The sequence below is a fragment of the Aeromonas sp. Prich7-2 genome (genome assembly GCF_017939255.1).
Classification (GTDB): domain Bacteria; phylum Pseudomonadota; class Gammaproteobacteria; order Enterobacterales; family Aeromonadaceae; genus Aeromonas; species Aeromonas caviae.
This window is the reverse complement of the sequence record NZ_JAGKRI010000005.1, coordinates 75,161-100,903: the sequence shown is the minus strand read 5'-3', so window position 1 is coordinate 100,903 and position 25,743 is coordinate 75,161. Positions and strand designations below refer to the sequence as shown.

24 protein-coding genes, 2 tRNA genes and 1 pseudogene are annotated in these 25,743 nt (G+C 59.6%); 18 read left to right on the top strand and 9 right to left on the bottom strand.

Annotation, left to right across the window (positions count from 1 at the left end; translation table 11 throughout):
- Positions 1 to 20 precede the first annotated feature (20 nt).
- Together J9892_RS01550 and yhbY are read right to left on the bottom strand one after the other, a co-directional pair.
- Positions 21 to 614 (bottom strand): PilZ domain-containing protein, encoded by a 594-nt coding sequence (locus J9892_RS01550; RefSeq protein WP_161469850.1) that lies wholly within the window; start codon positions 612 to 614, stop codon positions 21 to 23.
- Between the two features lie 105 nt (positions 615 to 719).
- Positions 720 to 1,016 (bottom strand): ribosome assembly RNA-binding protein YhbY, encoded by a 297-nt coding sequence (gene yhbY / locus J9892_RS01545; RefSeq protein WP_010675376.1) that lies wholly within the window; start codon positions 1,014 to 1,016, stop codon positions 720 to 722.
- A 97-nt stretch (positions 1,017 to 1,113) separates the two neighbouring features.
- On the opposite strand from yhbY, the gene rlmE reads away from it, so the two are divergent.
- The 16 genes from rlmE to J9892_RS01465 all read left to right on the top strand — a co-directional run bounded on the left by rlmE (position 1,114) and on the right by J9892_RS01465 (position 17,892).
- Complete coding sequence (gene rlmE, locus J9892_RS01540) at positions 1,114 to 1,743, top strand: 23S rRNA (uridine(2552)-2'-O)-methyltransferase RlmE (RefSeq protein WP_010675375.1); 630 nt, start codon at positions 1,114 to 1,116, stop codon at positions 1,741 to 1,743.
- Between the two features lie 45 nt (positions 1,744 to 1,788).
- Positions 1,789 to 3,741 carry an ATP-dependent zinc metalloprotease FtsH gene (ftsH, locus tag J9892_RS01535; protein ID WP_010675374.1) on the top strand — a complete coding sequence of 651 codons (1,953 nt, stop codon included), beginning with the start codon at positions 1,789 to 1,791 and terminating at the stop codon, positions 3,739 to 3,741.
- An 84-nt stretch (positions 3,742 to 3,825) separates the two neighbouring features.
- On the top strand, positions 3,826 to 4,671 hold the full coding sequence (gene folP / locus J9892_RS01530) for a dihydropteroate synthase (protein WP_029314768.1): 846 nt from the start codon (positions 3,826 to 3,828) through the stop codon (positions 4,669 to 4,671).
- Positions 4,672 to 4,689: 18 nt separating this feature from the next.
- Entirely contained in the window at positions 4,690 to 6,024 is a 1,335-nt protein-coding gene (gene glmM, locus J9892_RS01525) for a phosphoglucosamine mutase (protein WP_010675372.1), read from the top strand.
- A 131-nt stretch (positions 6,025 to 6,155) separates the two neighbouring features.
- Positions 6,156 to 6,920: a triose-phosphate isomerase gene (tpiA, locus tag J9892_RS01520; RefSeq protein WP_010675371.1), complete on the top strand. Its 765-nt coding sequence runs from the start codon at positions 6,156 to 6,158 to the stop codon at positions 6,918 to 6,920.
- The gene (gene secG, locus J9892_RS01515; RefSeq protein ID WP_010633113.1) at positions 6,921 to 7,247 is read left to right on the top strand and encodes a preprotein translocase subunit SecG; all 327 of its coding nucleotides are present in this window, start codon (positions 6,921 to 6,923) and stop codon (positions 7,245 to 7,247) included.
- Between the two features lie 7 nt (positions 7,248 to 7,254).
- A tRNA-Leu gene (locus tag J9892_RS01510) sits at positions 7,255 to 7,339 on the top strand.
- A gap of 91 nt (positions 7,340 to 7,430) precedes the next feature.
- Positions 7,431 to 7,507, top strand: a tRNA-Met gene (locus J9892_RS01505).
- 166 nt (positions 7,508 to 7,673) lie between these two features.
- Entirely contained in the window at positions 7,674 to 8,132 is a 459-nt protein-coding gene (rimP, locus tag J9892_RS01500) for a ribosome maturation factor RimP (RefSeq protein WP_182954849.1), read from the top strand.
- Positions 8,133 to 8,146: 14 nt separating this feature from the next.
- Entirely contained in the window at positions 8,147 to 9,649 is a 1,503-nt protein-coding gene (nusA, locus tag J9892_RS01495) for a transcription termination factor NusA (RefSeq protein ID WP_039040286.1), read from the top strand.
- A 20-nt stretch (positions 9,650 to 9,669) separates the two neighbouring features.
- Positions 9,670 to 12,372 carry a translation initiation factor IF-2 gene (infB, locus tag J9892_RS01490; RefSeq protein ID WP_210537938.1) on the top strand — a complete coding sequence of 901 codons (2,703 nt, stop codon included), beginning with the start codon at positions 9,670 to 9,672 and terminating at the stop codon, positions 12,370 to 12,372.
- 55 nt (positions 12,373 to 12,427) lie between these two features.
- Complete coding sequence (rbfA, locus tag J9892_RS01485; RefSeq protein WP_010675366.1) at positions 12,428 to 12,862, top strand: 30S ribosome-binding factor RbfA; 435 nt, start codon at positions 12,428 to 12,430, stop codon at positions 12,860 to 12,862.
- Position 12,863: 1 nt separating this feature from the next.
- Positions 12,864 to 13,814, top strand: coding sequence for a tRNA pseudouridine(55) synthase TruB (truB, locus tag J9892_RS01480; protein WP_010675365.1), 951 nt, complete (start codon positions 12,864 to 12,866; stop codon positions 13,812 to 13,814).
- Between the two features lie 135 nt (positions 13,815 to 13,949).
- Positions 13,950 to 14,219 carry a 30S ribosomal protein S15 gene (rpsO, locus tag J9892_RS01475; RefSeq protein WP_010675364.1) on the top strand — a complete coding sequence of 90 codons (270 nt, stop codon included), beginning with the start codon at positions 13,950 to 13,952 and terminating at the stop codon, positions 14,217 to 14,219.
- A gap of 180 nt (positions 14,220 to 14,399) precedes the next feature.
- Complete coding sequence (gene pnp, locus J9892_RS01470; protein WP_103243615.1) at positions 14,400 to 16,538, top strand: polyribonucleotide nucleotidyltransferase; 2,139 nt, start codon at positions 14,400 to 14,402, stop codon at positions 16,536 to 16,538.
- Between the two features lie 142 nt (positions 16,539 to 16,680).
- On the top strand, positions 16,681 to 17,892 hold the full coding sequence (locus tag J9892_RS01465; RefSeq protein WP_042880137.1) for an MFS transporter: 1,212 nt from the start codon (positions 16,681 to 16,683) through the stop codon (positions 17,890 to 17,892).
- Between the two features lie 3 nt (positions 17,893 to 17,895).
- Here J9892_RS01465 and J9892_RS01460 read toward each other — a convergent pair whose 3' ends face one another.
- On the bottom strand, positions 17,896 to 18,249 hold the full coding sequence (locus J9892_RS01460; RefSeq protein ID WP_010675361.1) for a DsrE/DsrF/TusD sulfur relay family protein: 354 nt from the start codon (positions 18,247 to 18,249) through the stop codon (positions 17,896 to 17,898).
- 160 nt (positions 18,250 to 18,409) lie between these two features.
- On the opposite strand from J9892_RS01460, the gene J9892_RS01455 reads away from it, so the two are divergent.
- The gene (locus J9892_RS01455) at positions 18,410 to 18,802 is read left to right on the top strand and encodes a DUF1090 domain-containing protein (protein WP_171864897.1); all 393 of its coding nucleotides are present in this window, start codon (positions 18,410 to 18,412) and stop codon (positions 18,800 to 18,802) included.
- Positions 18,803 to 19,104: 302 nt separating this feature from the next.
- Here J9892_RS01455 and J9892_RS25165 read toward each other — a convergent pair.
- From J9892_RS25165 to yegQ, 3 genes and pseudogenes are all read right to left on the bottom strand, one after another.
- Positions 19,105 to 19,197: pseudogene (locus tag J9892_RS25165) on the bottom strand (ferredoxin); the annotation flags it as partial.
- Between the two features lie 21 nt (positions 19,198 to 19,218).
- Positions 19,219 to 19,467 (bottom strand): YfhL family 4Fe-4S dicluster ferredoxin, encoded by a 249-nt coding sequence (locus J9892_RS01450; RefSeq protein WP_041212510.1) that lies wholly within the window; start codon positions 19,465 to 19,467, stop codon positions 19,219 to 19,221.
- A gap of 1 nt (position 19,468) precedes the next feature.
- Entirely contained in the window at positions 19,469 to 20,833 is a 1,365-nt protein-coding gene (yegQ, locus tag J9892_RS01445; RefSeq protein ID WP_010675357.1) for a tRNA 5-hydroxyuridine modification protein YegQ, read from the bottom strand.
- Between the two features lie 443 nt (positions 20,834 to 21,276).
- Between yegQ and J9892_RS01440 the strand changes: the two genes are divergently transcribed.
- The gene (locus J9892_RS01440; RefSeq protein ID WP_010673738.1) at positions 21,277 to 22,203 is read left to right on the top strand and encodes a L,D-transpeptidase family protein; all 927 of its coding nucleotides are present in this window, start codon (positions 21,277 to 21,279) and stop codon (positions 22,201 to 22,203) included.
- A gap of 71 nt (positions 22,204 to 22,274) precedes the next feature.
- Here J9892_RS01440 and J9892_RS01435 read toward each other — a convergent pair whose 3' ends face one another.
- The 3 genes from J9892_RS01435 to J9892_RS01425 form a co-directional block, all read right to left on the bottom strand.
- On the bottom strand, positions 22,275 to 22,652 hold the full coding sequence (locus tag J9892_RS01435) for a VOC family protein (protein WP_010673739.1): 378 nt from the start codon (positions 22,650 to 22,652) through the stop codon (positions 22,275 to 22,277).
- Between the two features lie 142 nt (positions 22,653 to 22,794).
- Entirely contained in the window at positions 22,795 to 24,135 is a 1,341-nt protein-coding gene (locus tag J9892_RS01430) for a metallopeptidase TldD-related protein (protein ID WP_210537937.1), read from the bottom strand.
- 106 nt (positions 24,136 to 24,241) lie between these two features.
- Positions 24,242 to 25,642, bottom strand: a complete 1,401-nt coding sequence (locus J9892_RS01425; RefSeq protein WP_045525639.1) for a TldD/PmbA family protein — start codon at positions 25,640 to 25,642, stop codon at positions 24,242 to 24,244.
- Between the last annotated feature and the right edge of the window lie 101 nt (positions 25,643 to 25,743).

The following is a 25,743-nucleotide window of genomic DNA, read 5'->3' as shown; positions in this document are numbered from 1 at the left end:
GCCGGGCTCCCCTGTTGTCTTTAGTCACCCTGATAGGCCTGGACGAAGGCGTCCTGGTGGCGCTGGAAGAGCCAGTCCCGCAATTGTTCCTGATCCTCCTTGCCCAGCCGGAACTGGACGGCCCAGTCATGGTGATGTTGATTGGCATCCACGTGCCTGACGAGGGTGCCTGTCATGGCCAAGGGAGGGAGATCCTCGATGCGAAGGTATCCGCCAAGTGGATCTCCCTTGGCAAAGGCGTCCGGCAAGCCGGCCACGATGAGACCTCCAAGGGAGAGGCTGTATACCTCGTACTCCGCGTCTTCGGTGCAGAGCACGGCCTTTTCGTCGAGTCGCCAGGCGCGCAGATGGGGCGAACCCAGCTCGGTAATGGTCGGCGCGGCGATGCGCAGCTCGGCGTGGCCCTCCTCTGCCTGGGTGCAGTGGAGCGGGAAACGCAATTGGTAGCCGGCGATGCGGGCTTCGAGTGTCAGAGGCTTGGCTCGCTGCAACAGGCTTTGGAGAGGAAGGGGCAGGGTGCCGCGCAGGTATTGGCTGGTGGCAATGTCTTCATCGTTTCCCAGGTCCCGCAGCATGGCCAGTTCTTCATCGGTGAGGAGCTGATGCTTGTCCATAGTGGGTGTCCACGGCTATTCATCGCAGGTTAAGGGCCTGGCAACTATTTTGGCAAGCGACTTGGGAAGAAGGGAAATGAAGGAAAGAGCGAATGCTCTTTCCTGTTACTTGCGCGGCAACTGGATCTTGGGCTCTTTGGCCTGACGGTAGATGGTCAGTACATGGCCCATGCTCTGTACCTTGATGGCGCCGGTCTCGCGAACGATGGCATCCATCACCAGCTGTTTCATCTCACGATCTTCAGACGCAACCTTAACCTTGATCAGCTCGTGGTGGTTCAGGGCCAGATCGATCTCGGCCAGCACCCCTTCGGTCAGACCGTGTTGTCCCAGCAGGACGACCGGCTTCAGACTGTGGGCCAGGCCCTTGAGGTACTGTTTCTGTTTATTGTTGAGAATCATGGCAATTTCTTCATAAGTCAGGGTTGAAAGGGGCGTATTCTACCCCCACTTAGCCCTTAATACTAATAACCCTTGTGGTTTTTTAAAGTCGACAATCATGACCCAGAAAAAACGTTCCCCCAGTTCAACCCGCTGGTTAAAAGAACATTTCGACGACCAATACGTCAAGAAAGCCCAGAAGTTGGGACTGCGCTCTCGCGCCGTTTTCAAGATCGATGAGATCCAGGGCAAAGACCGGCTGCTCAAGCCGGGGATGACGGTAGTGGACCTGGGGGCTGCTCCCGGTGGCTGGTCCCAATTTGCCATCGACCAGGTTGGTGACAAGGGGCGCGTCATTGCGTGTGATATTTTGCCGATGGATTCCATTGCCGGTGTCGATTTCCTGCAAGGGGACTTTCGGGAGGAAACTGTACTCGGCGCCTTGCTGGAGCGAGTCGGCCCCGACAAGGTGGATGTCGTCATGTCCGACATGGCGCCCAACATGAGCGGTACCCAGCAGGTGGATCAAGCCCGTGCCATGTACCTGGTGGAACTGGCGCTGGACATGTGCAATCAGGTCCTGAGCAGTAATGGCAGTTTTGTAGTCAAGGTGTTCCAGGGGGAAGGGTTTGATGCCTATCTCAATGAAATACGTAGACTTTTCTCTGTCGTCAAGATTCGAAAACCAGACTCGTCCCGTGCTCGTTCACGAGAAGTCTACATTGTGGCTACCGGTTTTAAACTGTAGTACCCTAACCCTCATCGTTAACTGTCAGTCTGCGAGGTCATTGATTTGAGTGACATGGCGAAAAACCTAATCCTGTGGCTGGTCATCGCCGTCGTGCTGATGTCGGTGTTCAATAGCTTCAGCCCCAGCGATACCACCAGTCGCCAGCTGGACTATTCCAGCTTCGTGAAAGAAGTGACCCAGGAGCAGATCCGTGAAGTGCGGATGGATGGCAAGGTCATCAATGGCGTCAAGCGCACCGGTGAACGTTTCACCACCATCATTCCTGCGCCGGATCCCCAACTGCTCAACGACATGCTCAACCATAACGTCAAAGTGATGGGTGAGAAGCCGGAAGAACCATCTCTGATCACGTCCATCTTCATCTCCTGGTTCCCGATGCTGTTGCTGATCGGTGTCTGGGTCTTCTTCATGCGTCAGATGCAGGGCGGCGGCGGCAAGGGTGCCATGTCGTTCGGCAAGAGCAAGGCTCGCCTGATGAGCGAAGATCAGATCAAGACTACCTTCGCCGACGTAGCTGGTTGTGACGAGGCAAAGGAAGAGGTCAAGGAGCTGGTCGACTATCTGCGTGACCCGACCAAATTCCAGAAGCTGGGTGGCAAGATCCCGACCGGCGTCCTGTTGGTAGGTCCTCCCGGTACCGGTAAGACCCTGCTGGCCAAAGCCATTGCAGGCGAGGCCAAGGTGCCGTTCTTCACCATTTCAGGTTCGGACTTCGTGGAAATGTTCGTGGGTGTCGGTGCCTCCCGTGTGCGTGACATGTTCGAACAGGCCAAGAAATCCTCCCCCTGCATCATCTTCATTGATGAGATCGATGCGGTCGGTCGCCAGCGTGGCGCCGGTCTGGGAGGTGGTCACGATGAACGTGAGCAGACCCTGAACCAGATGCTGGTTGAAATGGATGGTTTTGAAGGCAATGAGGGCATCATCGTCATCGCCGCCACCAACCGTCCCGACGTACTGGATCCTGCGCTGCTGCGTCCGGGTCGTTTCGACCGCCAGGTCGTGGTCGGCTTGCCGGATGTTCGCGGTCGTGAGCAGATCTTGAAAGTGCATATGCGCAAGGTACCGTTGGCGGATGATGTCAATCCGGCGCTGATTGCCCGTGGTACCCCTGGTTTCTCCGGTGCTGATCTGGCCAACCTGGTGAACGAGGCTGCCCTCTTCTCTGCTCGCGAGAGCCGCCGAGTGGTCTCCATGCTGGAGTTCGAAAAGGCGAAGGACAAGATCATGATGGGGGCGGAACGTCGCTCCATGGTGATGAAAGAGTCCGAGAAGGAGATGACGGCCTATCACGAAGCGGGTCACGCCATCATTGGTCGCGTGGTGCCGGATCATGACCCTGTCTACAAGGTCTCCATCATTCCGCGCGGCCGTGCGCTGGGTGTTACCATGTACCTGCCGGAGCAGGACCGCTGGAGCCACTCCAAGCAGCATCTTGAGTCCATGATCTCCAGCCTGTATGGCGGTCGTCTGGCGGAAGAGTTGATCTACGGTGCCGAGAAGGTATCGACCGGTGCATCCAACGACATCGAACGTGCGACCGACATCGCCCGCAAGATGGTCACCCAGTGGGGCATGTCCGAGCGTCTCGGCCCCATGCTCTACGCAGAAGAGGATGGTGAAGTATTCCTCGGCCGCAGCATGGCCAAGGCCAAGCACATGTCTGACGATACCGCCCGCATTATCGATGCAGAGGTCAAGCAGGTCATCGATCGCAACTATGATCGTGCCAAGCAGATCCTGCTGGACAACATGGATGTGCTGCACACCATGAAAGATGCATTGATGAAGTACGAGACCATCGATGCCAAGCAGATCGATGATCTGATGGCGCGTCGCGAGGTCCGTGCTCCCAGCAACTGGCATGATGAGCACGGTGACACCCCGCAAGGTGGTGCCAGCGTGAACAACGGGCCGGAGGCCACGGCGCCGGCTGAAGAGGGCAGTGCACCTCTGAGTGACATCGACAAGGCGAACGATGTCCCGGCCAAATAAGTTGCCATGATACAAACCCCGGGCTTGCCCGGGGTTTTTCTTTGCACGAAGAGTTTGCAGCTCTTGTTGGAGGTAGTTGAAGCAATGCAGTTAATCAGCAAGGGACGTCCCCTTTCTCTCGACCGTCCCCATGTCATGGGCATTCTCAATGTGACGCCGGACTCCTTTTCAGATGGTGGCCGCTTCAAGCAGATCGATCTGGCGTTGGGTCATGCCCGCGACATGGTGGCCGATGGGGCCACCCTTATCGATATAGGTGGCGAGTCGACCCGCCCGGGCGCCCCCGACGTGAGCGAGCAGGAGGAGCTGGACAGGGTCATCCCCGTGGTGGAGCGCATGGTCGCCGAGCTGGATGTGATGATCTCCCTCGATACCTCCAAGGCGATTGTCATGCGGGAGGGTTGTGCTGCAGGTGGTCACCTCATCAATGATGTCCGCGCCCTGCAAGAGCCGGGAGCGCTGGGCGCGGCGGCCGAGGCTGGCGTACCGGTATGCCTCATGCACATGCAGGGGCAGCCCCGTACCATGCAGGTGGAGCCGCACTATGACGATTTGCTGGGGGAGGTGAGAGCCTTCTTTGACGAGCGGATTGCCGCTTGTCTGGGGGCCGGTATCCCGCGTGAGCATCTGGTACTGGATCCAGGCTATGGCTTTGGCAAGACGCTGGCGCACAACTATCAGCTGCTGGCACAGCAGGCGTCACTGCTCGATTACCAACTTCCGCTCTTGGTGGGCATGTCACGAAAGTCTATGATAGGCAACCTGCTTGACCGCCCGGTAGCCGAGCGGTTGGCTGGTAGTCTGGCCTGTGCCCTGATCGGGTTGCAACATGGCGCCAGGATCATCCGGGTGCACGACGTGCGGGCCACCATGGATGTCTTGCGTACAGGCTGGATGACCATGACGGGACAAGATTTCATATCCAAATAGAAAAACGAGAAACAGACAATGACCAGAAAGTACTTCGGCACCGACGGCGTGCGCGGCAAGGTGGGTGAATACCCGATCACCCCGGATTTCGTCATGAAACTGGGCTGGGCCGCCGGCAAGGTGCTCTCCAAGAAAGGGACCAAGAAGGTGCTGATCGGCAAGGATACCCGTATCTCCGGTTATATGCTGGAGTCGGCACTGGAGGCGGGGCTCTCCGCCGCCGGTCTCAAAGCCATACTGATGGGACCCATGCCCACCCCGGCGGTTGCCTACCTGACTCGCACCTTCCGTGCCGAAGCCGGCATCGTCATCAGTGCATCCCACAACCCCTATTACGACAACGGCATCAAGTTCTTCTCCGCCGACGGCACCAAGCTGCCCGATGATGTCGAGCTGGCCATCGAAGCCGAGCTCGACAACGAACTCAAGTGCGTGGAGTCCGCGGAGCTTGGCAAGGCGCAGCGCATCGATGATGCGGCTGGTCGCTACATCGAATTCTGCAAGAGCACCTTCCCCTCCAATCTGAGCCTGGAAGGGCTGAAAATGGTGGTGGATTGCGGTCATGGTGCCACCTACCACATCGCCCCTTCCGTCTTCCGCGAGCTGGGTGCCGAAGTCATCGCCATCGGCTGCAGCCCGGATGGGCTCAACATCAATGACGGTGTCGGTTCCACCGCACCGGAGGCGCTGGCCGCCAAGGTTCAGGAATGCAAGGCAGATCTCGGCGTCGCCTTCGACGGTGACGGCGACCGTCTGGTGATGGTGGACAGCACTGGTTACATCATCGACGGGGATGAGATCCTCTACATCATCGCCCGGGATGCCCTGCGCCATGGCCGCCTCAAGGGCGGTGTGGTGGGCACCCTGATGGCCAACATGGGGCTGGAGCTGGCGCTTCAGACCCTGGGCATCCCCTTTGCCCGTGCCAAGGTGGGTGACCGCTACGTGCTTGAGATGATGAACGAGAAGGGCTGGCGCATCGGGGGCGAAAACTCCGGTCACATCATCTGCCTGGATCAGACCACCACGGGGGATGGTATCGTCGCCGCCCTGCAGGTGCTGACGGCCATGCGCAGTGCCGAGATGCCGCTGGCCAAATTGCGTTCGGGCATGAGCAAGTTCCCGCAAGTGCTGGTCAATGTGCGCTTCGCCGAAGGCAAGGATCCGCTGACCTCCAGTGTCGTTCAGCAGGAAGTGGCGGCAGTGGAGCAGGAACTGGCCGGCCGTGGCCGGGTGCTGCTGCGCAAATCTGGCACCGAGCCCCTGATCCGGGTCATGGTCGAAGGTGAACACGAACAGCAGGTGCGCGATATGGCAGAGCGCATCGCCAAACAGGTCGAATCGGCGTTTTAATGAACAAACAAGGCGGCTTTTTAGTCGCCTTGGTTGTATCTTGTTCAAACGATTCGAAAATTTGAAAATAGCACTTGTCAGCTGAGCATCCTCTGGATATTATCAGCCCCGCTTTCGCAAGGGAGTTGCCGATGGGACATCGCAAGCCGTTTGTAGCAGCCAACTGGAAGTTACACGGTAGTAGGTCGCAGTTAGAGCAGTTTACGAGTCAGTGCGCAGAGCGCATTGATGAAGACGTAGATGTGGTCTTGTGTCCATCCCATGTGCATCTCGGTTTCACGGCCGAACTGCTCGGTGAGCAGGGAAGAGTGAAGCTGGGGGCTCAGAACGTGAGCCAGCACAGACAAGGCGCTTATACGGGTGAAATCTCGTGTGAGATGCTAGTCGAGGCAGGTTGCCGATATGTACTTGTTGGCCACTCCGAGCGCAGGCGTCTCTTTGGTGAGACCAGTTTTATAGTCGCAGAGAAGTTTGCGGCAGTCAGAGCAGCAGGTCTGATACCCATACTTTGTCTTGGTGAGTCAGGCGCGGCGAGGCAGGCAAGAAGAACCTTTGAGGTGATTGCCGAGGAACTGGACATCGTCATAGAGAAAAATGGCGCGATGGCTTTCGATAATGCTATCATCGCCTACGAGCCAATCTGGGCTGTAGGTACAGGTAAATGCGCCACACCCGAGCAGGCACAAGAGGTTCATTCCTTTATTCGCAGTCGCTTGGCGGAGGATACTCCGGTAATAGGTGAGAAAGTCAGAATCATCTATGGTGGGAGCGTGACACCGGCCAATGCACAAGATTTGTTTGCGCAGTCCGATATTGATGGCGGTCTGATAGGCAGGGCAAGTCTTGATGGCGAGGCGTTTTTAGGAATAGTTGAAGCGGCAAAGGGTGCAAGTTAAATGTACGAGATTCTTTTGGTCGTTTATCTGCTGGTATCGCTGGCTCTGATTGGTCTGGTGATGATTCAGCAAGGTAAAGGGGCTGATATGGGCGCCTCCTTCGGCGCAGGGGCATCGAATACTGTGTTCGGCTCCGGTGGTTCAGGCAGTTTCCTGACCCGCACAACAGCGATTTTGGCTACTCTGTTTTTCTTGATTAGTCTGGTTCTGGGTTCCATGTCCAGCAACAAGGTCAAACAGGGTAGTGAATGGGAAAATCTGCAACAGACTCAACAAGTTGAGCAGAGCAAAGCGCCAGTGAAGAAAGATACTGACGTTCCCGAATAAGAGTTTTGCCGTGGTGGTGGAATTGGTAGACACGCTATCTTGAGGGGGTAGTGCTCTAGGGTGTGCGGGTTCGAGTCCCGCCCACGGCACCAATTAAGCAGTGAACCCGGGTAACCGGGATGTTATAGCCACTGAGTCTTGTCTCACGAGAGTGAAGTGGCTATAATCTCGCACGATTTCGGACGCGGGGTGGAGCAGCATGGTAGCTCGTCGGGCTCATAACCCGAAGGTCGTCGGTTCAAATCCGGCCCCCGCAACCAAATTTCACGCATTTCCTACGCTCAGGAAGGCGGTCGCTGCGAGGCGACAATCAGGGTAAAGCGCCAAGCCCCGATTTGACATCGGGGCTTTTTGTTATGTGCAATTTACTCTGAATCTATTTCTATCTGGGCTATATGCCCTTTTTTCGTTTTTCGGAGGGTGACTTTGGCTACGTTGGAACAACGTTTGACCGATCTGCTCGAGGCTCCGGTCGTTGCCTTGGGTTTTGAACTGTGGGGTATCGAGTTTATCCGTGCGGGTAAGCACTCGACCCTGCGCGTTTTCATCGACTCGGAGCAAGGCGTGACGGTGGAAGACTGTGCCGAGGTGAGCCGCCAGGTCGGCGCCATCATGGATGTCGAAGATCCCATCTCCGAGGAGTACTACCTTGAGGTGTCTTCCCCGGGTCTGGATCGTCCACTGTTCAAGGTCGCCCAGTTCGAAAAATACGTTGGCCAGGAGGCGGCGGTAACGCTTCGGATGGCAACAAACAACCGCCGCAAGTTCAAAGGCGTAATCAAAGCCGTGCAGGGGGACATGATCACTCTGACGGTAGATGGTAAGGACGAGGTGTTGGCTTTCACCAATATCCAAAAAGCGAACATAGTGCCGAACTTTGGTTAACGAGGCTATCGGATATGAATAAAGAGATTTTGCTGGTCGTTGACGCTGTGTCCAACGAGAAGGCTGTCCCCCGCGAGAAGATTTTCCAGGCTCTGGAGACTGCGCTGGCGACTGCGACCAAGAAAAAATACGAAGGCGAGATTGAAGTGCGTGTCGAGATCGATCGCAAGACCGGTGACTACGACACCTATCGCCGTTGGGTCGTGGTGGCCGATCAGGCTTCCATGGAGAACCCGTACGGGGAAATCACCCTCGAAGCCGCTCAGATCGAGCAGCCGGATATCCAGATCGGCGACTATGTTGAAGACCAGATTGACTCTGTGACCTTCGACCGTATCACCACCCAGACCGCCAAGCAGGTCATCGTGCAGAAAGTGCGCGAGGCTGAGCGTTCCCAGGTCGTTGACCAGTTCAAGGACAAGGAAGGCACCATCATCAGCGGCGTGGTCAAGAAGAGCAACCGCGACAACGTGATCCTGGATCTGGGCAGCAATGCCGAAGCCGTGATCTTCCGTGACGACATGCTGCCCCGTGAGACCTTCCGTCCCGGCGACCGTATCCGTGGCCTGCTCTACGCCGTGCGTCCGGAAGCCCGTGGTTCCCAGCTGTTCGTCAGCCGCTCCAGCCCGGACTTCCTGAAAGAGCTGTTCCGCATCGAAGTGCCGGAAATCGGCGAAGAGATGATCGAAATCATGGGCGCCGCCCGTGATCCGGGTTCCCGCGCCAAGATCGCGGTCAAGACCAACGATCGTCGTATCGACCCGATCGGTGCCTGTATCGGCATGCGTGGTGCCCGCGTTCAGGCCGTCTCCGCCGAGCTGAGCGGTGAGCGTGCTGACATCGTGCTGTACGATGACAACCCGGCCCAATACGTGATCAACGCCATGGCGCCAGCCGATGTGGCCTCCATCATCGTCGATGAAGACAACCACACCATGGACATCGCCGTGGAAGCCGCCAACCTGGCCCAGGCCATCGGCCGCAACGGTCAGAACGTGCGTCTGGCCTCCCAGCTGACCGGTTGGGAACTGAACGTGATGACCGTCGAGGACATGCGTGCCAAGCACCAGGCCGAGAACGACCGCATCCTGACGCTGTTCACCAGCACCCTCGATATCGACGACGATTTCGCCGGCCTGCTGATGGAAGAGGGCTTCTCCACCCTGGAAGAGATTGCCTTCGTCCCGGTCAACGAGCTGCTGGCCATCGACGGTCTGGATGAAGACATGGTCGAAGAGCTGCGCAAGCGTGCCAAGGATGCCCTGACCACCAAGGCCCTGGCCAAAGAAGAATCCTTTGAAGGCGTCGAGCCTTCCGAAGAACTGCTCAATCTCTCCGGCCTCGGCCGTGAAATGGCCTATGCCCTGGCCGCTCGCGGTGTCGGCACCCTGGAAGATTTGGCAGAGCAAGGTATCGATGACCTTGCCGACATCGAAGAGTTGACCGCCGAGAAGGCTGGTGAGCTCATTATGGCTGCTCGCAATATCTGTTGGTTCGGAGAAGAGCAGTCTGAATAAGGTCAAACGGAGGAAAATGAATGGCAGAAGTATCAGTTAAGCAACTTGCCACTGACATCGACACGCCGGTTGATCGTCTTCTCCAGCAGTTTGTCGATGCCGGCATCGTGAAGAGCAAGGCCGACGACATGGTCAGCGAGTCTGAGAAACAGACTCTGCTGGCACATCTGAAGAAACAGCATGGAGGTGACGAGGTCACCGCACCTGCTCGCATGACCTTGCAGCGCAAGACCAAGAGCACCCTGAGTGTTCAGGGGACTGGTGGCAAGAACAAGGAAGTGCAGGTAGAAGTGCGCAAGTCTCGCACCTATGTAAGACGCTCGGCGCTGGAAGATGAACAGCGCCAGGCGGAAGCCGAGGAAACAGCGCGTTTGGAAGCAGAAGAAAAAGCTCGTCGCGAGGCCGAAGAGAAGGCCCGCCTCGACGCTGAAGAGAAGGCTCGCCGTGAGGCTGAGCAGGCTCGTCGTGAAGCTGAGGAAAAGGCGCGGATCGAGGCACAACAGAAGGCTCGACAGGCTCAACAGCCCGCCAAAGCAGCCGGTAGCACAGCTCAGCAAGAGGCAGAAAAGATGGCCAAGCGCGAAGCAGAAGAACTGAAGCGCCAACAGGAACAGACAGCTTTGCAAAAAGCTGAAGAACTCGCCGCGAAGAAAGCCGAAGAGGCTCGCATCATGGCGGAACAGAATGCGGCCCGCTGGGCTGAAGAAGAAGCGGCTCGCGCCAAAGAGAGCAGCGATTACCATCTGACCACCAACAAGCACGCGCAAGCGGCCGAAGATGAGTTGGATCGTAAGGAAGAGACCAGCCGTCGCACGGCTGCCGCTGCCAAGGCGCCGAAGAAAGTCGGCCGTCGCGAAGACGACCGCAATGACCGCAACTCCCGCGATCCCCGTGCCCGCAAAGGCAAGCGTGGCAAGATGGCCATGCCGAACGCCATGAAACACGGCTTCAACAAGCCGGCTGTTGTGGTCAACCGTGACGTCGTCATCGGCGAGACCATCACAGTGGCGGAGCTCGCCAACAAGATGGCCGTCAAGGGCGTTGAAGTCATCAAGGTGATGATGAAGATGGGTGCCATGGCCACCATCAACCAGGTGATCGACCAGGAGACCGCTCAGCTGGTCGCCGAGGAGATGGGTCACAAGGTAGTGCTGCGCCGTGAGAACGAGCTGGAAGAGGCGGTACTTAGCGATCGTGACGAGACCTCCGAAGCCAAGCCGCGTGCGCCGGTCGTGACCATCATGGGTCACGTCGACCACGGCAAGACCTCGCTGCTGGACTACATCCGTAAAGCCAAGGTCGCGGCGGGCGAAGCCGGTGGCATTACCCAGCACATCGGTGCGTACCATGTACAGACCGACAGCGGGATGATCACCTTCCTGGATACCCCGGGTCACGCGGCGTTTACCTCCATGCGTGCTCGCGGTGCCAAGGCGACCGACATCGTTGTGCTGGTTGTTGCAGCTGACGACGGTGTGATGCCGCAAACCATCGAAGCTATCCAGCATGCCAAGGCGGCCGGTGTGCCGCTGGTTGTTGCGGTGAACAAGATCGACAAGCCTGAAGCGGATCCGGATCGCGTCAAGACCGAGCTGGCCCGTTACAACGTCATGTCCGAAGACTGGGGTGGCGATTGCCAGTTCGTGCACGTCTCCGCCAAGTCTGGCGAAGGCATCGACGACCTGCTGGAAGCCATCCTGATCCAGGCCGAAGTCCTGGAGCTGAAAGCGGTGGTTGACGGCATGGCCAACGGCGTCGTGATCGAATCCTTCCTGGATAAAGGTCGTGGTCCGGTTGCCACCGTGCTGGTACAGGAAGGTACTCTGCGTCAGGGCGACATCGTTCTGTGTGGTCTTGAGTACGGCCGGGTTCGCGCCATGCGTGACGAACTGGGTCGCGAGATCAAGGAAGCCGGTCCCTCTCTGCCAGTGGAAATTCTGGGTCTGTCCGGCGTTCCCTCTGCCGGTGACGAAGCCACGGTCGTGCGTGACGAGAAGAAAGCCCGTGAAGTGGCGCTCTACCGTCAGGGCAAGTTCCGCGAAGTCAAGCTGGCTCGCCAGCAGAAGGCCAAGCTGGAAAACATGTTTGCCAACATGACCGAGGGCGAAGTGTCCGAAGTGAACGTGGTGATCAAGGCCGATGTACAAGGCTCTGTGGAAGCGATCTGCGATGCGCTGGTCAAACTCTCCACCGACGAAGTGAAGGTGAAGATCGTGGGTTCCGGCGTAGGTGGCATCACCGAAACCGACGCGACCCTGGCCGCGGCTTCCAGCGCCATCCTGGTGGGCTTCAACGTCCGTGCCGACGCTTCTGCGCGCAAGGTCATCGAATCCGAGAGCCTGGATCTGCGTTACTACTCCGTGATCTATGACCTGATCGACGAAGTGAAGCAGGCCATGAGCGGCAAGCTGGCCCCCGAGTATCGTCAGGAGATCATCGGTCTGGCTGAAGTGCGTAGCGTCTTCAAGTCGCCGAAGTTCGGCGCCGTTGCTGGCTGTATGGTTACCGAAGGTGTGGTCAAGCGTTCCAACCGCATTCGCGTTCTGCGTGACAACGTGGTTATCTATGAAGGCGAGCTGGAATCCCTGCGCCGCTTCAAGGATGACGTCAACGAAGTTCGCAACGGCTACGAGTGTGGTATCGCGGTCAAGAACTACAACGACGTGCGCGAAGGCGACCAGATCGAGGTGTACGAGACTGTTGAAATTCAACGGACTCTGTAAGCCGAGCGTTAGACAAAATAGGGGGCCGCGGCCCCCTTTTATCGCAGGATAGAATATGGCCAGAGAATTCAGCCGGACCCGTCGGGTCGGACAGCAGATCCAGCGTGAAATCGCGCTGATCCTGCAGCGCGAGGTGAAAGACCCGCGCATCGGCATGGTGACCGTCTCCGACGTGGAGGTCTCCAAGGACCTCAACTATGCCAAGGTTTATGTCACCTTCTTGCAACTGGAGAATGACGCCGAGCGCATCAAGGAAGGGCTCAAGGGCCTGACCGAGGCTGCCGGTTACATCCGCAGCCTTCTGGGTAGCGCCATGCGTCTGCGGGTGGTGCCCGAGCTGCGTTTCTACTACGACCAGACCCTGGTCGAGGGGATGCGCCTCTCCAACCTGGTGACCAACACTGTGCGTGAAGACAAGCGTCGCATGACTGAAGCCGGTCGTGACGAAGAGCAATCCGCACCGGATGACACGACTGAGGATAACGCCTGAGATGTCTCGTAGACGTCGTTTCAAAGGCCGTGACGTACACGGCATCCTGCTGCTGGACAAACCGACCGGCCTGACTTCCAACGATGTGTTGCAGAAGGTCAAGCGGATCTACAACGCCGCCAAGGCTGGCCATACCGGCGCCCTGGACCCCCTGGCCACCGGCATGTTGCCGATCTGCCTCGGGGAGGCCACCAAGTTCTCCCAGTATCTGCTGGAAGCGGACAAGCGCTATGAGGTGACCGCCAAGCTGGGCGAGCGCACTAATACCAGCGACTCCGACGGCGAGGTGGTCTCCACCCGTCCGGTGAACGTGGCCGTGGGCACCCTGATCGAGGCGCTGGACCAGTTCCGCGGCCCCATCATGCAGGTGCCGTCCATGTACTCCGCCCTCAAGCACAACGGCCGCCCGCTCTACGAATATGCCCGTGAAGGGATCGAGATCGAGCGGGAAGCCCGTCCCATCACCATCTTCGAACTCAAGCTGCTCGGCTTCGAGGGGGACGAGGTGAAGCTGGAAGTGCATTGCAGCAAGGGTACCTATATCCGCTCCCTGGTGGACGATCTGGGGGAAGTGCTGGGCTGTGGCGCTCACGTCACCCAGCTGCGTCGCACCCAGGTGGCGAGCTACCCCTACGAGCGGATGCTGACCCTGGAGCAGCTCGAGTGTATCTTCGAGCAGGCCAAGGCCGAAAGCATTCCGCCACGGGAGCAGCTGGATCCCCTGTTGCTGCCGATGGACACCGCCGTGGCCTCCCTGCCCGAGGTGAACATGCTGGTCGCCGTGGCCGCCTATGTGAACCAGGGTCAGGCCGTGCAGGTGGCAGGTAGCCCCCAAAGTGGCCAGGTCCGCATGACAGTTGGCCCGGAGCGCGAATTCATCGGGGTTGGCGAGATCGATGACGAGGGGCGCGTGGCGCCCAAGCGTCTGGTTCGCTACCACGACGAGGAGTGATCCTCAGGCGGTATCGGTCTGTCACGCGTCTTTCCCGTTGCGAAAAGGGGCGGGGACGATTATGATACTGCCCTCATTTCACGGCTGAATTAGAGATTGGCTGTGAACCTTTAAACACTCTACTGGAGTAATACCATGTCTCTAAATGCTGAGATCAAAGCTCAAATCGTTGCCGACAACGCTCGTGGCGCCAACGACACCGGTTCCCCCGAAGTGCAAGTTGCCCTGCTGACTGCCCAGATCAACCATCTGCAAGGTCACTTCAAGGAGCACGCCAAGGATCACCACGGTCGTCGCGGTCTGCTGCGCATGGTTTCCCAGCGTCGTAAGCTGCTGGACTACCTGAAGCGTAAAGACGTTCAGCGCTACGCTGCTCTGATCGCCAAGCTGGGTCTGCGTCGTTAATCGACCATCAGATTTCGCAAAAAAGGGGAACCGCGAGGTTCCCCTTTTTTATTGCCAGTTTCAAACAGGATGCAGGCCGTTGCCTGCCTCACAGAATTGACGTCCGCGCTTACCTTTTGATGCGAATCAAGTATACTTGCACGCGAATTTAAAGCGCCAAATTGTTAAAAGGAAATTCACGTGAATCCTATTGTAAAGTCATTCCAGTACGGTCAACACACCGTCACACTGGAAACCGGTGTGATGGCCCGTCAAGCCACTGCGGCCGTCATGGTCAGCATGGACGATACCTGTGTCTTCGTGACTGTCGTTGGCAAGAAAGAGGCCGATCACGGCCGTGATTTCTTCCCGCTGACCGTCAACTATCAGGAGCGTACCTATGCTGCTGGTCGTATCCCGGGTGGTTTCTTCCGTCGTGAAGGCCGTCCGAGCGAGGGTGAGACCCTCATCTCCCGTCTGATCGACCGTCCCATCCGTCCGCTGTTCCCGGAAGGCTTCCTCAATGAGGTTCAGGTGGTTGCCACCGTCATGTCCGTGAACCCGGCCGTTTCTCCCGACATCGTTGCAATGATCGGTGCCTCCGCGGCCCTGGCCATCTCCGGCATCCCGTTCGGCGGCCCGATCGGTGCAGCCCGCGTGGGTTACATGAACGGCCAGTACGTGCTGAACCCGACCACCACCGAACTGCCCCAGAGCGATCTGGATCTGGTGGTTGCCGGTACTGCCAATGCGGTGCTGATGGTGGAATCCGAAGCGGCCATCCTCTCCGAAGAGGTGATGCTGGGCGCCGTGGTCTACGGTCACGAGCAGATGCAGACCGTGATCAGCGCCATCAATGAATTCGCTGCCGACGTCGGTACCAAGCCCTGGGACTGGACCCCGCCTGCCGTCAACGAAGCGCTGAAAGCCAAAGTTGCCGAACTGGCCACAGCTGAGCTGGGTGAAGCCTACCGCATCACCGAGAAGGCTGTTCGCTACGAAACCATCGCTGCCATCAAGGGCCGCGTGGTCGAGCAAGTCATCGCATCCGGCGTGGAAGAAGATGCCAAGAAGATCGGCGAAGAGTTCCACAGCCTGGAGAGCCGCATCGTCCGTGGTCGCGTCGTACGTGGTGAGCCGCGTATCGACGGTCGCGATCCGGAAATGATCCGCGCCCTCTCCGTCGGTACCGGCATCCTGCCCCGTGCCCACGGTTCTGCCCTGTTCACCCGTGGTGAAACCCAGGCCATCGTGGTGGCCACGCTGGGTACCGAGCGTGACGCCCAGAACATCGACGAGCTGACCGGCAACCGCGCCGATCGCTTCATGCTGCACTACAACTTCCCGCCCTACTGCGTCGGCGAGACCGGCATGATGGGCAGCCCGAAGCGTCGTGAAATCGGTCACGGCCGTCTGGCCAAGCGTGGCGTTGCTGCCGTGATGCCGAGCGCCGCCGAGTTCCCGTACGTGGTGCGCGTGGTCTCTGAAATCACCGAATCCAACGGCTCCTCCTCCATGGCGTCTGTCTGTGGTTCCTCCCTGGCGCTGATGGATGCCGGTGTGCCGATCAAGGCCTCCGTTGCCGGTATCGCCATGGGTCTGGTGAAGGAAGAAGAAGGTTTCGTCGTGCTGTCCGACATCCTGGGTGACGAAGATCACCTGGGCGACATGGACTTCAAGGTAGCCGGTACCAGCGAAGGTGTGACCGCGCTGCAAATGGACATCAAGATCGAAGGCATCACCAAAGAGATCATGGAGATTGCCCTGAAGCAAGCTCGTGGCGCTCGTCTGCACATCCTGAAAGTGATGGACGAAGCTATCCAGGCTCCCCGTGCTCAGATCTCCGATTTCGCACCGCGTATCCACACCATCAAGATCAATCCTGAGAAGATCAAGGACGTGATCGGCAAGGGTGGTTCCGTGATCCGTGCACTGACCGAAGAGACCGGCACCAACATCGAGCTGGATGATGACGGTACCGTTCGCATCTCCGCCGTGGCCAACGAAGCCGCCATGGAAGCGATCCGCCGCATCGAGGCCATCACCGCCGAGATCGAAGTGAACCGCATCTACGAAGGCAAGGTCGTGCGCCTGGCTGACTTCGGCGCCTTCGTCAACATCCTGCCGGGTAAAGACGGTCTGGTGCACATCTCCCAGATCACCGATGCCCGCGTGCAGAACGTGGCCGACTTCCTGAAAATCGGTGACGTGGTGAAGGTGAAGGTACTGGAAGTGGACCGTCAGGGCCGTGTGCGTCTCTCCATCAAGGAAGCGAACGCACCGACCGAAGCGGCTGCTGCTCCTGCTGCCGTTGCCGTCGAAGAGCCGGCTGCCGAATAAGGCTGCCGTATGTGAAAGAGCCGACCCTTGGGTCGGCTTTTTTGTGCCTGTCGCCCGGCATGGCGCAGATTGTCTCCTTGTTCCTTTTGGCGCCCCTTGATATAAGGGACGACCCCGCTTCGTTGGCAAAAGGAATTGCAGCATGTCATGGGCCTACCTCAGGCAGTTTCCTTCCCTGGTCTGGATCGTCATCCTGGGCACTTTCATGGTGCGTACCACCTTCTTCATGGTCTGGCCCTTTCTCTCCATCCTGCTCTACCGTGACTACGGACTTTCGGCGACCCTGATAGGCGCCATCCTGGGGGCCACGGCGGCGCTTTCCACTCTTGTCAGCTTCTATGGCGGCTGGCTCTCGGACAAATGGGGGCGGCGCAACATCCTGCTGTTCGGCTGCCTGGTTTCCGCCGCCAGCGTGGCCCTGCTCGGCCTCTCCCACCAGGTGGGCTGGCTGGCACTCGGGGTGATCGGCAGCGGACTCTCCTACGGTCTCATCGACTCACCGGGCAAGGCACTGATGGCCGACAATCTGGCCGAGCCCAAAGCCCGTGAGCTGGCGCTGCACCTGCGTTATTTTCTGCTCAACCTGGGGGCGGCCATCGGTCCTCTGCTCGGCGTCACCTATGGCCTGAGCGCGCGTCAGGAGACCTTCCTGTTGCTCAGTGCCAGCTATCTGCTGCTTGGCATCGTCTTTGTCATCGGGTTCAGGCTGGCAGGTTGCCACACCAGCCAAGCGGCCGGGCCCGGCATGCGTGCCGTGCTGCGGGTGCTCTGGCAGGACAGGGGGTTTCTGCTGCTGATCATGGCCAATCTGCTGCTGATGCTGGTCTATGCCCAGTTCGAGTCGCCCCTCATCCAGTATCTGACCCGCGCGGGGACGCCGGAGGTGGAGCGGCTCATCGGCTGGCTGGTGACGACCAATGCGCTGACCATAGTGATGCTGCAGTTCCCCCTGCTGCACCTGACTGCCCGCTGGTCCACGCGGCGCAAGCTGCAACTCGGGGTGGCGCTCTTTCTCGGCGCCCAGTTGCAGTTTGCGCTGGGGGATACCGCCATCTGGTGGCACTGGATAGTGGCGGTGATCCTCCTGAGCGTCGGGGAGTGCATCCTCTTCCCCTTGCTCAATGTGCTGATCGATCAGATGGCACCTGGTCATTTGAAGGGGAGCTATTTCGGGGCGGCCTCCATCTCCGGACTCGGGGTGGCCATGGGGGCCTTGCTGGGAGGCTGGGTGCTGGCCCATTGGGGCGGGAGCTGGCTTTACGCCCTGATGGCGCTGCTCTGCCTGGTGATCCTGATGCTCTATGGTCTGAGTACCCGGACCTCGCGCCCAGCACTGGTCCGGGCCGGGCCCTGACGGCTAGAAGGTCAGCACCTTGTCGGCGGCCAGAGTCCATTGGGCCAGCAAGGGGAGGGTGCCTATCTCTATGCCCTCGACAAGGGGTAGCGGGGTGATGCCGCGCGCATCGGTGCAGCTCTTGCAAAGCCGGATCCGGGTGCCCTGAGCCAGCAGTATCTCCAGCATCTGGCGCAGGTTGTAGCCCTCGGCCGGAGCCTGCCCGGCCAGAGCCGCAGTGACGGCATCCGACATCAGGAAGAGGTTGAGGTCTACCTTTCCCTCCTCTTTGAGGGCGATGCCGAGGCGCAGGGCATTGAACAGGGACTCGCTGCCATAGGGGGCGCCGTTGGCAATGATGAGAATGTGTTGGGTCATGTGGCTCTCCTGATTGAAAGGGCCATTGTAGCTTTGGCGAAAGCGGCCCGGCATGATGCAGAGCACACTCTGTCGTAGCCCGGCCCCGTGTGTCTTGACCTCACACAGGGAGTCAGGTCTCATGGACGGCCATCCAGTATGACAGAACAAAGAGGTTGTTATGTGGAAGATCGCCGGAATAGGCTTATTGTTGTTGGCCGGACAAGCCTATGGTAGTGAAAACATCGGCTGCAAGGCCAGACAGCAGGCCGTGACGGATCAGCTTGCGTTCGCCAGGGCGCACAACAACCAGGAGCAGGTAGCCGGCCTTGAGCGGGCACTGCGCAACCTGGAGGCCCATTGTACCGATGCCGGGCTCCTTGAGGAGCAGCAACGCAAGGTGGTCAAGCAGAGGGAAGAAGTGGAAGAGCGGCTGGCCGAGTTGCAGAGTGCACGGGTATCGGGCAAGCCGGACAAGATTGCCAAGAAGCAGTCCAAGCTGGAGGAGTCCCAGGCCGAGTTGCTGGAAGCCCAGCGCGAACTCGAGGCGCTGCAAAAACTGGTCAAATCCTGAGGGAAGGGCAGCGCAATAGAAAAAGCCGGGCATGCCCGCAATGCTGTTCACTTAAGAGAATTTGAGTTCCAGTCCACGTAGTATCAGGACAAAAAATCGAGGGAGGCATGATGCCTCCCTCTTTCTATTGCAAGCCCCGCTGGATAAAGGCTGGAGGAAGATCGACTGGACACAGCCTTGCCCCCTCAACTCAAATCCAATTTATGAATAATCAGTCAAAAAAGTGCTTATCTGAACAGCATTGGGGCATGCCCGGCTTTTTCTATTTCTGGATAATGCACACCACGAGTGTCAGACGCTGACTGCCTGTGCATCCGCACAAACTTCTCCATCCGCTGATCTTCGGTTTCCACCCTATGGACGGGATTCCGGAGGATGCAGTCGATAGGGCGCAGACGCTGATGCAGGTGCTACAGCTACTGCCTGTGCATCCGCACGAACTTTTCCATCAACTGATCTTCGGTCTCCACATGGGCGGGATCCCAGATGATGCAGTCGATAGGGCAGACGCTGATGCAGGTGGGCTTCTCATAGTGGCCGACGCATTCGGTGCAGCGATCCGGGTCTATCTCGTAGATCTTGCTTCCCAGGGCGATGGCCTGGTTCGGACACTCCGGATCGCACATGTCACAGTTGATGCACTTGTCGGTGATGAGCAGTGCCATCTCAGGCCGCCGAGTGAGGTTGACGGGTATCCTCGCGCTCGCCGAGGTTGCGCAGCAGGATGCCGTAATTCACGTCGATCTCCTTGGGAACCGGCACGTAAACCACATGGCCGTTGCCCGGCGCGGTGTCGATGAGCTCACCCTTGCGGTTTTGCATCTGCTCCAGGTTGAAGCTGAGGTTGCCCTGGGGGGTCATCAGCTCCAGGCTGTTGCCCAGCAGGAACTTGTTCTTCACCTCGACCTCGACCATGTCACCGTTGCGACCTGTGATCTCGCCGACGAACTGCTGGGTGTCGGAGACGGAGTAACCGTAGTCGTAGTTCTGGTATTCGCTGTGGTTGTGACGGCGCAGGAAGCCCTCGGTGTAGCCGCGGTGGGCCAGGTTCTCGAGGGTGCCCATCAGGGTCGGATCGAATGGACGGCCAGCCACCGCATCGTCGATGGCCTTGCGATAGACCTGGGCGGTACGGGCGCAATAGTAGAAGGACTTGGTACGGCCTTCGATTTTCAGCGAATGAACGCCCATTTTGGTCAGGCGCTCGACGTGCTCGACGGCGCGCAGATCCTTGGAGTTCATGATGTAGGTGCCGTGCTCGTCTTCAAACGCGGTCATGAACTCGCCCGGGCGGTTGGACTCTTCCAGCAGCACCAGGGCATCGGTCGGCTTGCCTGCGCCCAGGGTCGGATCCACCTTTTGCACGGCGATGGGCTCCTGGCGGTGGACGATCTGGCCCACGTCATCTTCCTTGCCCTCGTGCACCTTGTACTCCCAGCGGCAGGAGTTGGTGCAGGTGCCCTGATTGGGGTCACGCTTGTTGATGTAGCCGGAGAGCAGGCAGCGGCCGGAGTAGGCCATGCACAGCGCCCCGTGGACGAAGACCTCCAGTTCCATCTCCGGCACCTGCATGCGGATCTCCTCGATCTCGTCGAGAGACAGCTCGCGGGAGAGGATGGCACGGGTCAGGCCCATCTGATGCCAGAACTTCACCGTGGCCCAGTTGACCGCGTTGGCCTGCACCGAGAGGTGGATAGGCATGTCGGGGAAGGCTTCGCGCATCATCATGATGAGGCCGGGGTCGGACATGATGAGTGCATCCGGCTTCATATCCACCACGGGGCGCATGTCGCGGATGAAGGTCTTGAGCTTGGAGTTGTGGGGCTGGATGTTGGCCACCACATAGAACTGCTTGCCGAGGGCATGGGCCTCGTTGATGCCGAGCTGCAGATTCTCGTGATCGAATTCGTTGTTGCGCACCCGCAGGCTGTAGCGCGGCTGGCCCGCATAGACGGCGTCTGCGCCATAGGCATAGGCGTAGCGCATGTTCTTGAGGGTCCCGGCAGGGGAGAGCAATTCTGGTCTGAACATGTTGGACTCTTTTATCTGATTGCAAATCAGGACGGCGCCACCTGATGGCGTCGTGTGGGTTCATCGGTGGCGCGACCGTCTTCGACGCACGGCCATCCGATGGGGGTACATCGGAGCAGGAGGTGACTCGATACTCCGGATATACGGGGTGCGAGATTGTACTCGTGACCGCCTCGTCATGCAATTTGGGACGGCCTTGACATGCCTGCGCCATGTTCATTTTACGCTCAGACTGGGGTTGCTAGAGTGCAAGGGGTGAAAGATGCCCCCGAGTTGGCAGTGAAATGGATCTTTTCGGCGAAAAAGACCATCTCCAAGTTGAAATTTTGCCCTGCTCGGGAAAGAATGCGCGCTCGGTTGTTGGTCCCCGGTGACGGGCCCACAAGAGACCGATGATGAGCAGGGCAAAGGCCCACAGGAACAGGAAACCATACAGGAATTTTATGAATCCCCTTCGCATTGCCGCTTCGGCTCTTTTATGTACGCTGGCGCTGGTCAGCCAGCAGGCCGCCGCCGTTGAATACCCGCTGCCTGCAGCCAACAGCCGCCTGATCGGTGAGAACCAGGAATACGTGGTGCCCGCAGACAACCGTCCGCTGGAGCAGATCGCCTCCGACTTCCAGCTGGGTCTGACCAACATCATGGAAGCCAACCCGGGCGTCGACCCCTACTTGCCCAAGGCGGGCAGCACGCTGATCATTCCCCATCAGCTGATCCTGCCCAACGCTCCCCGCGAAGGGATCGTCATCAACGTGGCGGAGATGCGTCTCTACTACTACCCGAAGGGCAAGAACGTGGTGCATGTGCTGCCCATCGGCATCGGCCAGCTCGGGGTCAACACCCCGGAGAACTGGATCACCAAGGTTGAGCGCAAGCGTGCCAACCCGACCTGGACCCCGACCGAGAATATCCGTCGCCGCTACGCCGCCCAGGGCAAGACCCTGCCCGCGGTCTGGCCGGCCGGCCCGGACAACCCCATGGGCCTGCACGCGCTCTACATCGGCAACCTGTACGCCATCCACGGCACCAACGCCACCTTCGGCATCGGTTTGCGGGTGAGCAGCGGCTGCGTGCGCCTGCGCGCCGACGACATCAAGTACCTGTTCGATCACGTGCCGGTCGGCACCCGCGTCCAGTTCGTCAACCAGCCGGTCAAGACCACGGTCGAGCCGGATGGCGGTCGCTACATGGAAGTGCACGAGCCGCTGTCGCGCACCGAGGAAGAGTTCAACTCCACCGCCTCCGTGCCGCTGCCCATGACCCCGGCTACCACCCGCTTCATCGCCCATGCTGACAGCGATTCCAACGTGGTCAAGCAGGTGCTGGAACAGCGTACCGGCATCCCGACCCGCCTCAATCCAGAGGCGTAATGGCCGGCAAGTGCAGTTAAACAACAACGGCGACCATCAGGTCGCCGTTGTTGTTTCTGTGTATCCGGACGTCAGCTGGCTGGTGGGGCATAGAGGGCCAGCCAGTTGCCTTCGGTATCCTCGATGATGACCCGGGAGCCATGACCGCTGCCGATGCTGTGCAGAGGCTCCAGCACCCGCCCGCCGAGCCGGGGGACCAGCAGCTCCGCCTCCTGCAGCCTGTCACCGAGGGAGAGATAGATGAGGGGACCGGCACCGCCGGGCTGGTGATATTTGTCCATGGGGCCGAGACAGGCCGCCGCGTTGCTGCCGTCGTGGCGCAGCATGGCAAAGCGCATGGTCTCTTCCTGGATGGGGGTGACCTGCACATCGAGCAGGGCCGAGTAAAAGTCCATGGCGCGATCCAGATCCCGTGTCGGAATATCGGCCCAGACCAGGGTGTTGTCCATCGTCGTATTCTCCAGAGTTCCCGGCCAACGCGGTCGGTGGCTCTTTGAGGTTAGAAGTGGCTGTCGGGGGGCGCCATGGATAAAAAAAGCGGCGCCTGATGGCGCCGCTTGAAGGGGGAGGAGCCGAGTAAGGCTCCCCCTCTTATTTGCCGGCAATGCTGAGCCCGCCAAAGCGGATCAGCGGGGCATAGAAGTCCTTGCCATCGTCGTGATGCAGCTGGTTGCCGACCGCTTCCAGCTCCCCGAGCAGACGATAGAAGTTGCCCGCCACCGTGATGCCGCGTACCGGTGCCACGCGCTCGCCATTTCGGCAGAGGAAGCCGGAGGCGCCGAACGAGAAGTCGCCGCTCACCGCATCGGCCCCGGAGTGCAGGCCGTCCAGCTTGACCAGCTCCAGGTACTCACCGCTTTGTACCTCGGCCTCGCCGTGGGGGCCGAGCCCGAACACCAGGTGACGAGGGGCCACGTCCAGGGCACTGCGGGCACTGCGGGCGGCTGCACCGTTGCTTGTCACGCCGAAGTGGCGGGCGGTGGCGCTGTTGTGCAGCAGGGTCTTGAGCTCCCCCTCGCCGATGAGCAGGAGATCCGAAGTGGCGGCCCCTTCGCCGTCAAACGCCTTGATCTTCATGCCCCCCGGCATATAGGCACGACTCTCCAGGGTGAGCCAGCGAGAAGCCACGCTTTGGCCCAGCTTGTCGCGCCAGGGGTTGATCCCCTGCTGGGCCCACTTGCCAGACAGTGCGGACTGGAAGCAGCCAAACAGGCTGGCAAAGCAGTGGGTGCTGAAGATGACGCTGTAGCGACCGCTTGGCACCGCCTCACCCATCAGCAGGCCATCGGCCACGGCGTGGATCTGGCGGATGAGAGGCTGGCTCTCCAACTCGTCGAAGCGCCGTGCGTACTGTCCCTGGTAGTGCATGGACTGGCGGCCCTCCCGCTCGATGAGAGCGGAGCTGTGGCAGCCGACGCTGAATTCCTGATGTTCACAGATGCTGCCCTGGCTGTTGGCAAGCCAGAGGCGGCTCTCCCCCTCGAAGAAGCCGTTGTAGGGGGCGCCGGTCACGTCCGGCAGGGCCAGCATGTCGGACTCGAGGCGCAGGGTCAGGGCGATCTTCTCTTCCACCGCCGTGGTGTCGGCCTGATGTATCTCGGCGCAGTCGGTGATGAGCCTGCTCTGCTGCACTGTGATGCGCTGATCCGGGTCCACCTTGGCGAAGCGGCTCGCATCGAGCGCATCCTGCACCATTGCGTCCAGGGCCGACGCGTCGAGGGACTCGGAATAGGCGATGCCGACCCGGCCCTCTTTTATCAGCCGAATGCCGATCTGCTGGCTGCTGGTGACCTTGTATTCACTGAGTTCGCCCTTGTCGGCCTTGAGGGAGAAGGCCTTCTCCTGATTGGCAATGACGTCTGCCTCGGCACCCAGATCGGCGACCTGGTCCAGCAGACGGACAAGCAGTTGGTTCATGTCGAGTTGGCTCATCAGGCGTTCCCTCCGACCAGGATATTGTCAACCTTGAGCGGCGGCTGGCCGACTGAAACGCGAATGAGGCGGGAGATGGAACCGCATAGAGTGTCATGGATGTTCATCAGGCGTTCCCTCCGACCAGAATGCTGTCAACCTTGAGCGGTGGCTGGCCGACCGAGGCGGGAATGGATCCGGAGACCGAGCCGCACATGCCGGCGGAGAGGGCCAGATCGCGCCCCACCATGGAGATCTCCTTCAATACCTGCGGGCCGGTGCCGATCAGGGTGGCCGACTTGAGGGGCCGGGTGATCCTGCCCCCCTCGATGAGGTAGGCCTCCTGCACGTTGAAGTTGAACTCGCCGGTACCGGGCTGCACAGAGCCACCCCCCATCCGCTTGGCATAGATGCCGTGCTCCACGGTTGCCAGCATGTCGTCAAGGCTGTAGTTGCCCGGTTCGATATAGGTGTTGCGCATGCGGGAGGCGGGGGCGAACTTGTAGGATTCCCGGCGCCCGGAACCGGTGCGGGCGTAGCCGGTGCGAAGGGCCCCCATTCTGTCCACCAGGAAGCCGGTCAGCACGCCGTCCTTGATGAGCTGGGTGTGCTGGGTCGCCATCCCCTCGTCATCGACGTTGATGGAGCCCCAGGCGTTGCCCTGCAAGCCCTCGTCCACCGCGCTGACCGCGGGGTTGGCGATGAGCTGGCCCATCTTGTCGTGGAACACGGATGCCTTCTTGGCCACCGAGGTGGTCTCCAGCAGGTGACCGCACGCCTCGTGGAAGATGACGCCGCCAAAGCCGCTCTCCATGATGACCGGCAGCTTGCCGCTCGGGCAGGGGGCGGCTCCCAGTTTCACCAGTGCCTGGCGGGTGGCGGTGAGAGCCAGCTCGCGGGGATCGATGCTCTCGGCATGCTCCCATCCCTTCATGGCACCGGGGGCTTCATAACCTACGCTCTGCTCGCCCCCGTCCAGGGCGATGGTCTGGGCCATGATGCGGTTGTAGTGGCGGCGATCGCTCACCTGCACCCCTTCGCTGTTGAAGATCTCCACCTCCTGCTCCCAGCCGAGCACGTTGCCCGAGAACTGGCTCACCTTGTCGCTCTCGGCGCGGGCCGCAGCGTCCATGGCATGCAGGTAGGCGATCTTCTGCTCCAGCAGCTTGTCGGCCGACAGCGGCAGAGCGATCGGGTTGCGGTCGGTCAGGCGGGTGAAGTCAAAGGCAGTGGCGGTGACCACGGGGTCACGCCTGTCCTTGGCCGCCAGCAGGGTAACGATGCGCAAGAGCTCGTTGCGATCGGCCAGGTTGGTGTAGCCGTAGAGCACCTTGTGGCCGTAGCACAGGCGAACGCCGATACCGAAGTCGAGACCACCGCTGATGTTCTCTATCTGGCTGGAGAGCAGGCTGAGCTGGCTGCGGCGCTTGCGCTCCACAAACAGCTCGGCGAAATCGGCCCCGAGTGCCAGCGCGTGATCGAGCACGTCGCGGGCGATGGCGGGGGCCAACAGGGAGAATGAAGTCATAGAATATCCTTTTCTGGTCTGTCCGTTTGCTTCCGACACCCGGCGTTGTGTTGTTATGGGGTGTCGACCTCATTGTTGCAGACCAGAAGCAAAAAGTCGCT

Coding starts and splice junctions, on each gene's coding strand:
- J9892_RS01550 (WP_161469850.1), bottom strand. CDS start 614: ATGGACAAGCATCAGCTCCTCACCGATGAAGAACTGGCCATGCTGCGG.
- yhbY (WP_010675376.1), bottom strand. CDS start 1,016: ATGATTCTCAACAATAAACAGAAACAGTACCTCAAGGGCCTGGCCCAC.
- rlmE (WP_010675375.1), top strand. CDS start 1,114: ATGACCCAGAAAAAACGTTCCCCCAGTTCAACCCGCTGGTTAAAAGAA.
- folP (WP_029314768.1), top strand. CDS start 3,826: ATGCAGTTAATCAGCAAGGGACGTCCCCTTTCTCTCGACCGTCCCCAT.
- glmM (WP_010675372.1), top strand. CDS start 4,690: ATGACCAGAAAGTACTTCGGCACCGACGGCGTGCGCGGCAAGGTGGGT.
- tpiA (WP_010675371.1), top strand. CDS start 6,156: ATGGGACATCGCAAGCCGTTTGTAGCAGCCAACTGGAAGTTACACGGT.
- secG (WP_010633113.1), top strand. CDS start 6,921: ATGTACGAGATTCTTTTGGTCGTTTATCTGCTGGTATCGCTGGCTCTG.
- nusA (WP_039040286.1), top strand. CDS start 8,147: ATGAATAAAGAGATTTTGCTGGTCGTTGACGCTGTGTCCAACGAGAAG.
- infB (WP_210537938.1), top strand. CDS start 9,670: ATGGCAGAAGTATCAGTTAAGCAACTTGCCACTGACATCGACACGCCG.
- rbfA (WP_010675366.1), top strand. CDS start 12,428: ATGGCCAGAGAATTCAGCCGGACCCGTCGGGTCGGACAGCAGATCCAG.
- truB (WP_010675365.1), top strand. CDS start 12,864: ATGTCTCGTAGACGTCGTTTCAAAGGCCGTGACGTACACGGCATCCTG.
- rpsO (WP_010675364.1), top strand. CDS start 13,950: ATGTCTCTAAATGCTGAGATCAAAGCTCAAATCGTTGCCGACAACGCT.
- J9892_RS01465 (WP_042880137.1), top strand. CDS start 16,681: ATGTCATGGGCCTACCTCAGGCAGTTTCCTTCCCTGGTCTGGATCGTC.
- J9892_RS01460 (WP_010675361.1), bottom strand. CDS start 18,249: ATGACCCAACACATTCTCATCATTGCCAACGGCGCCCCCTATGGCAGC.
- J9892_RS01455 (WP_171864897.1), top strand. CDS start 18,410: ATGTGGAAGATCGCCGGAATAGGCTTATTGTTGTTGGCCGGACAAGCC.
- J9892_RS01450 (WP_041212510.1), bottom strand. CDS start 19,467: ATGGCACTGCTCATCACCGACAAGTGCATCAACTGTGACATGTGCGAT.
- yegQ (WP_010675357.1), bottom strand. CDS start 20,833: ATGTTCAGACCAGAATTGCTCTCCCCTGCCGGGACCCTCAAGAACATG.
- J9892_RS01440 (WP_010673738.1), top strand. CDS start 21,277: ATGAATCCCCTTCGCATTGCCGCTTCGGCTCTTTTATGTACGCTGGCG.
- J9892_RS01435 (WP_010673739.1), bottom strand. CDS start 22,652: ATGGACAACACCCTGGTCTGGGCCGATATTCCGACACGGGATCTGGAT.
- J9892_RS01430 (WP_210537937.1), bottom strand. CDS start 24,135: ATGAGCCAACTCGACATGAACCAACTGCTTGTCCGTCTGCTGGACCAG.
- J9892_RS01425 (WP_045525639.1), bottom strand. CDS start 25,642: ATGACTTCATTCTCCCTGTTGGCCCCCGCCATCGCCCGCGACGTGCTC.